Source organism: Ferrovibrio terrae, assembly GCF_943371255.1.
Classification (GTDB): Bacteria; Pseudomonadota; Alphaproteobacteria; order Ferrovibrionales; family Ferrovibrionaceae; genus Ferrovibrio; species Ferrovibrio terrae_B.
This window is the reverse complement of record NZ_CALRUC010000171.1, coordinates 1-5,989: the sequence shown is the minus strand read 5'-3', so window position 1 is coordinate 5,989 and position 5,989 is coordinate 1. Positions and strand designations below refer to the sequence as shown.

Annotated in this window: 6 protein-coding genes and 2 pseudogenes; 5 read left to right on the top strand and 3 right to left on the bottom strand. The window is 66.6% G+C overall.

The window, feature by feature from the left end:
- The 3 genes and pseudogenes from AAG799_RS21910 to AAG799_RS21900 form a co-directional block, all read right to left on the bottom strand.
- A pseudogene (locus AAG799_RS21910) lies at positions 1 to 266 on the bottom strand (hypothetical protein); the annotation flags it as partial.
- 25 nt (positions 267 to 291) lie between these two features.
- Entirely contained in the window at positions 292 to 825 is a 534-nt protein-coding gene (locus AAG799_RS21905; RefSeq protein WP_341899172.1) for a response regulator, read from the bottom strand.
- Positions 826 to 1,006: 181 nt separating this feature from the next.
- The gene (locus AAG799_RS21900) at positions 1,007 to 2,434 is read right to left on the bottom strand and encodes a penicillin-binding protein activator (RefSeq protein ID WP_341899173.1); all 1,428 of its coding nucleotides are present in this window, start codon (positions 2,432 to 2,434) and stop codon (positions 1,007 to 1,009) included.
- A gap of 205 nt (positions 2,435 to 2,639) precedes the next feature.
- Between AAG799_RS21900 and rsmI the strand changes: the two genes are divergently transcribed.
- From rsmI to AAG799_RS21875, 5 genes and pseudogenes are all read left to right on the top strand, one after another.
- The gene (rsmI, locus tag AAG799_RS21895) at positions 2,640 to 3,458 is read left to right on the top strand and encodes a 16S rRNA (cytidine(1402)-2'-O)-methyltransferase (RefSeq protein ID WP_341899170.1); all 819 of its coding nucleotides are present in this window, start codon (positions 2,640 to 2,642) and stop codon (positions 3,456 to 3,458) included.
- Positions 3,445 to 3,813: a YraN family protein gene (locus AAG799_RS21890; protein WP_341899168.1), complete on the top strand. Its 369-nt coding sequence runs from the start codon at positions 3,445 to 3,447 to the stop codon at positions 3,811 to 3,813. Before rsmI ends, AAG799_RS21890 begins: the two co-directional genes overlap by 14 nt.
- Positions 3,814 to 3,830: 17 nt before the next feature.
- A complete protein-coding gene (locus tag AAG799_RS21885; RefSeq protein WP_341899166.1) occupies positions 3,831 to 4,454 on the top strand; it encodes a BON domain-containing protein in 624 nt (207 codons plus the stop codon).
- A gap of 26 nt (positions 4,455 to 4,480) precedes the next feature.
- Positions 4,481 to 5,311 carry a transglutaminase-like domain-containing protein gene (locus tag AAG799_RS21880; protein WP_341899164.1) on the top strand — a complete coding sequence of 277 codons (831 nt, stop codon included), beginning with the start codon at positions 4,481 to 4,483 and terminating at the stop codon, positions 5,309 to 5,311.
- Between the two features lie 114 nt (positions 5,312 to 5,425).
- Positions 5,426 to 5,989: pseudogene (locus AAG799_RS21875) on the top strand (glutathione synthase); the annotation flags it as partial.

Below are 5,989 nucleotides of genomic sequence, written 5' to 3'. Positions count from 1 at the left end.
CCCTTGATTTCCAGCGATGCGGTGCGGATCGCCTGCATCGCCTGATCGGAGCCGATCGCGCCGCGCGCCACGTCGTCCAGCGACAGGCGCAGCAGCTTCAGCTTTTCCGCCACTTCCCTGGTGAACTGGTCGGTGGCCTTTTCGACCACGGCTTCCAGGCGTTTCAGTTCCTCGGGCTCCAGCTTGAGCTTGAAGCCCTTCTTGAAGTTGACGGCCTTGCGGCGCAGATCCTGCGCCGGCGGCATGAAGACAGGTTTTTTGCTCATCCCGGAAATCTGCCCAGCCGGGCGATCAGTAGGCTTCGGCCAGCACGCGACGCTCGGGGCCGCCGTAATCGGCCACCCTGCGGCGGCGGCGGTCCGGGCCGAAATACTCGCCGATGCGCACGAACTGGCGCGGGCGCGCCACCGCAGAGGCGAGGCGGGTGTAGAAGCCGTTCACGGTGTAGGGCTTGGCGACGAATTCCGACACACCGCAGTCACGGGCGCGGCAGACATATTCCTCTTCCGAATTCGCCGTCATCATCACCACCGGCATCATGCGGTTGGGCGAAGCGGCATCGTTGCGCACCCAGTGCACGATATCCATGCCGTCGCGGCCGAGCTTTTCCTGGCTCAGCGCCCATTCGGTGATGATCACATCGGTGCGACCCATGCGCAGCACGTTGACGGCGGTGTCGAAATCGCGCGCGCGGTCGATATACTGGGCATCCAGCATCTGCAGCACATCGCGGACCATCTGGCCCATCAAACGGTTCGGCTCGACGACCAGGAAACTGATCTTCGAGAAATCGATACGCTCATGATCGGCCATGTCTTCGCTCACCGCTTCGTTCCTCCCACTCACGGGGCAGAACGTAATTCTACTAGAAAGAGCCACTCAGCAAAAGCTCGCCAGAGTAGTATTTGGCTTTAACGGGTAGTACCATGGCAAGCCGGGCAGGCCGAATAAATTCTTAGTAATAAGAAAACCCACAGCCCGGACGATCCCGGCAGCAGCGGTCCGTTCAGTTGACCGGCTGCTGGAAACTCGCGGGCGCCGGATCAATCACCCGGCCGCCGCCGCGGCGCTGGATTTCCAGCACCGCCAGCCCGCGCTGCACCAGGCCGTCGGCCTGGAAACGGAAAATGCCGTCATACCCGGCAAATCCGTCCGGATTGTTCAGGCCGGCCTCATCGAAGGGCGTCGTTGTATCGGTCCGCCGCGCCAGGATGCCGACCAGGGCGGTGGCGTCATAAGCCAGACTGGCCAGCCGCGGCGGGCGGCGTCCGAAGCCCTGCTCGAAGCGGCGGCTGAAGTCGGCAAAGCCCTCCGGAGCCGGGCCGGCATACCAGCCACCGACCAGGGCCGGTTCGGTGCTGAGCGAGGCATCGTCCCACAGGCCGGTGCCGAGGAAGCGCACGGCGCGCGGATCGATATCGAAAAACGGCAGCAGCGGCGCCAGTGCGCGCAGGCGGGCACCGCCCTCGGGCAGCAGCAGGCCGTCAACCGGGCGGGCGATATTGGGATCGACTCCCTCCACCGGCGGCTCTTCCAGGCCACGCGCCGGCAGGCTGCGCAGGCCGGTGGCAAAGCGGCGCACGGTCGGCGTCAGATCGCCGGTATCGACCGGATAGCGATCCTGCCGCAGCATCTGCGCGCCGTTTGCCGCGGCGGCCGTGCTGGCCGCCTGCGCCACCGCATTGCCATAGGCTGAGTCCGGAACCAGGGCGGCAAACCGCGTCAGGCCGCGGGTCCGGGCATAACCGATCACGCGCTCGACCTGCTGGTCGGGCGTGAAGCCGAGCAGATAGACGCCGCCACCGGCCACGCTGCGGTCGGTGGAGAAACTCAGCACCTTCACATTGCGCTCGCGCGCCACCGCGCCCACGGCGGCGGCTTCATTGGCAAACAGCGGGCCGACAATGATCTGCGCGCCCTCGGCGATCACCCGCCGCGCCGCCTCGGTGGCCTTTTCCGGATTTCCTTCGGTATCGCGCGGCAGCAGCACCAGGCGGTTGTCGGCCAGATCGAACAATGCCAGCTGGGCGGCATCAAACAGCGCCCGGCCCAGGCCGGCATTGGGGCCGGACAGCGGCGCCAGGAAACCGATGCGGATGGCATCCGCGCTGGCCGGCGGCGTCAGGGCCGGCGCGGTGATCGGCGGCAGCGGCTGCGTTTCGATGGCCAGCGACGGTGCGGCGGCCGGCAGGGTCTGCTGCTGTTGCAGCGCCTGCGCCATGGCGGGCGGCAGCGTGTTCTGGCTGGCGCTGCCGGGCCTGGCGGCCGGCGTGCCGGGCGAGGGGGCAACGCGCTGCGGCGCGCCGGGCACCACGCGTTCCAGCAGGCCGGGCAGGCCGCCCTGGGTGGCCGGGCCGCTCTGGCAGGCTGCCAGCAGCAGAACCGCAAGAACGGGAATGACGCGTCGTGCCAGCATGGACAGGGTTTGCAGCATCGCCACTGATTGAAGCCTGGGCCGGGATGGAAGCATCGGCCGGGATTGAAGCATAGACTGGGCGGAAAGGCCCACTCTACAATGCATGACGCAGCTCATCCCGATGTCCATGACAGATCCACTTCAGTCGCCGCCCGAACGTTCCGCCCCGGAACGTTCAAATTTCGGGGTCGACGCGGCACAATTCACCCCCGGCTTATATCTGGTGGCCACCCCGATCGGCAACGCTGCCGATATCACGCTGCGGGCGCTTGCCCTGTTGCAGCGGGCCGATCTTGTGGCCTGCGAAGACAGCCGTGTCACCGGGCCGCTGCTGAAACGCTACGGCATCGGCACGCCGCTGTTTCCATATCATGAGCATAATGCGGCAAAAGTGCGGCCCCAGCTGATCGAAAAGCTGCAGGGCGGCGCCGTGGTGGCGCTGGTGTCGGATGCCGGCACGCCGCTGATCAACGATCCCGGCTACAAGCTGGTGCGGGCCTGCATCGAGGCCGGTGTGGCCGTCACTGCCCTGCCCGGCGCCTCGGCGGTGCTCACCGGCCTCAGCCTCTCCGGCCTGCCCAGCGACCGGTTTCTCTATGCCGGCTTCCCGCCGCCGAAATCCGCGGCACGGCGCCGCTGGCTGGCCGAGCTGGGCAGCATCCAGGCCACCATCGTTTTGCTGGAAAGCGCGCAGCGCCTGGCTGACAGCCTGGCGGATATGGCAGCCGTGCTCGGACCGGCGCGCGAGGCCGCCGTGGCGCGCGAGCTGACCAAGAAATTCGAGGAGGTGCGGCGTGGTCCGCTGCAGGATCTGGCAGCCCATTATGCCCAGGCCGGCGCGCCGAAGGGCGAGATCACCCTGGTGATCGCTCCGCCGGCGGAGCAGGCCGCGGCCTCTGCGGCCGATCTCGACACCGCGCTCGCCGCGGCGATGGCGCGGCTGCCGCTGCGCCAGGCGGTGGACGAGGTGGCTGTGCTGCTGGGGCTGGGCCGCAAGCCGGTCTATGCCCGGGCGCTGGAGTTGCGGGATGGCAAGGGCTGAAGGGCATAAGGCCGAACGGCACAGCCGCGGCCGGCTGGGGGAAAGCCGGGCGGTCTGGTGGCTGCGCCTGCAGGGCTATCGGATTCTGGCCCGCAACTGGCGCCATCCGCTGGGCGAAATCGATATCCTGGCCCGGCGCGGCCGGCTGGTGGTCGCCGTCGAGGTGAAATGGCGCGACAGCCTCGCGCAGGCCGCCGAGGCGGTGCAGGCCGCGCAACGCCGTCGCATTGCCCAGGCGGCTGCGGTATTCTTGAGCCAGCAGGCCGATGCTGAAACACTTTCGCTACGTTTCGATGCCATGCTGCTGGTCCCCGGCCGCTGGCCGCATCATGTCCGCGATGCCTGGCGGATCTGACTTTCAAGGAGTTTCGCGTGCGTCACGTCTCATTGTCCCGTGTCCTGCGGTTTGCCCCGTTTGCCATTCTTCTGCTGGCGGTGCCGGCCCTGCAGGGCTGCATCGGCCTCGCCGTTGGTGCCGGTGCCGCCACCGGCGTGGCCGCCGCCGAGGAGCGCGGCATCAAGAATGCCGCCAATGACAAGGGTATCCAGATCGCCATCAACGATCGGTATCTGAAAGACAACCAGTATGTCTGGCGCAAGCTGTCGATCACCGTGATCGAGGGCCGCGTGCTGCTGACCGGTGTGGTCGGCACCGAATTTTCCCGCGATGAAGCCACGCGGCTCGCCTGGGCGGCCAGTGACCGCATCCAGGAGGTGATCAACGAGGTGCAGGTGACCACATCGGGCGATCTGCTCGACAGTGCCAACGACGCCTGGATCAGCACGCAGCTGCGCGCCAAGATCGCCACCGACAAGGAAATCGTCGATATCAACTATTCGATCGAAACGGTGAACGGCACGATCTACCTGATCGGCCTGGCGCAGAGCGATGCGGAGATCACCAAGGTCACCGACTATGCCCGCACCATCAAGGGCGTGCGCCGGGTGGTCAGCCATGTCTGGCTGAAGACCGATCCGCGCCGCCGCCCGGTCTAGAGGCATGTGATGACGGGCTCGACTGAATGACAGATCGGACGGCCATCGAAACGGCTCTCAAGGCTCTCGGTGCCGCGCCGGATGACGGCCTCGACATTGCCGAGGCGGCGCTGCTGTTTGCCGCGCTCGACAAGCCCGGTCTCGATCTCGGGCCCTATCGCCGCCATCTCGCCGATATCGCCGCCGCGTTGAGCCGGATCGGGGCCGGTACCGAGGTGGCGCCGCGTGCCATGGCTCTGGCCGGCGTGCTGGCTGTGGAATTCGGTTACCGCGGCGACACTGAGTCCTACGACGATCCGCAGAATGCCGATCTGATCCGCGTGATCGACCGCCGCATGGGCCTGCCGGTCTCGCTCGGCATTCTCTATATCTTCGCGGCGCGTGCGCAGCTCTGGCCGGTGGCCGGCATCGATTTTCCTGGCCATTTCCTGATCCGGCTGGAGGGCGAGGACGGCGCGCTGATCCTCGATCCCTTCCATCAGGGCCGCATCGCCGCGCCGCCGGAAATGAATGACCTGCTGCGCCGGGTCGGCGGCGGCGACGATGCCGAACTGCGACCGGAACATGTGCGGGCCATGACCGGCCGCGAGGTGCTGCTGCGCCTGCAGAACAACATCAAGGCCCGCGCCTGGCGCGGCGGCGATGTCGAGCGTGCCGCCGAGACGCTGCGCCGCATGCTGCTGGTGGCGCCGAATTTCGCACCGGCCTGGCGTGAACTCGGCGTGGTGGAGGGCCAGCTCGGCCGCATCCGCCAGGCGATGGCCGCCACCGAGCGCTTCCTGATGCTGGCCGGTGACGAGGCGGCGAGCCTTGAGGCCGAGGCCTTCCTGCGCCACATTCGGCTGCAGTTGAACTAGACGCCTGCGGTTGAATTCCAGGCCGGCGGCGCCAGATCAGGTCTCGCGTAAAACATAAAAAAGGCCCGGCTTCCCCATTTGGGGCAGCCTGCTTTTCACAAAAAGGACTGTGTCATGGCCCTCAAGGTGGCGATCCAGATGGACCCCATCGAAAGCATCGACTTCGATGGTGACAGCACCTTCATGCTGGGCCTGGAAGCCGAACGGCGCGGCTATGCGCTGTTCCATTATCTGGCGCGCGACCTGAGCTTCCGCGATGGCAAGGTGCTGGCGCGCGGCCGCGCCATGCGGCTGCGGGCCGAACGCGGCAATCATTACACCTTGGGTGAGCCCGAGCTGGCCGACCTGACCGAGATGGATGTGGTGCTGATGCGCCAGGATCCGCCGTTTGACATGTCCTACATCACGGCGACGCATATCCTGCAGCATATCCACCCCAAGACGCTGGTGGTGAACAACCCGGTTGCGGTGCGCAACGCACCGGAGAAACTGTATGTCACCCATTTCGACGGCGTGATGCCGCCCACCCTGATCTCGTCCGACATGGAGGCGATCAAGGCCTTCCGCGCCGAGCACAAGGACATCATCCTCAAGCCGCTGTTCGGCAACGGCGGCGCCGGCGTGTTCCATCTCAAGCCCGATGACGAGAATCTCGGCTCGCTGCTGGAAATGTTCACC

Excerpts from the sequence above, each read along its gene's own strand:
- AAG799_RS21890 (WP_341899168.1), top strand. The coding sequence starts at position 3,445 with ATGGCAAGGGCTGAAGGGCATAAGGCCGAACGGCACAGCCGCGGCCGG.
- AAG799_RS21880 (WP_341899164.1), top strand. The coding sequence starts at position 4,481 with ATGACAGATCGGACGGCCATCGAAACGGCTCTCAAGGCTCTCGGTGCC.
- AAG799_RS21900 (WP_341899173.1), bottom strand. The coding sequence starts at position 2,434 with ATGCTGCAAACCCTGTCCATGCTGGCACGACGCGTCATTCCCGTTCTT.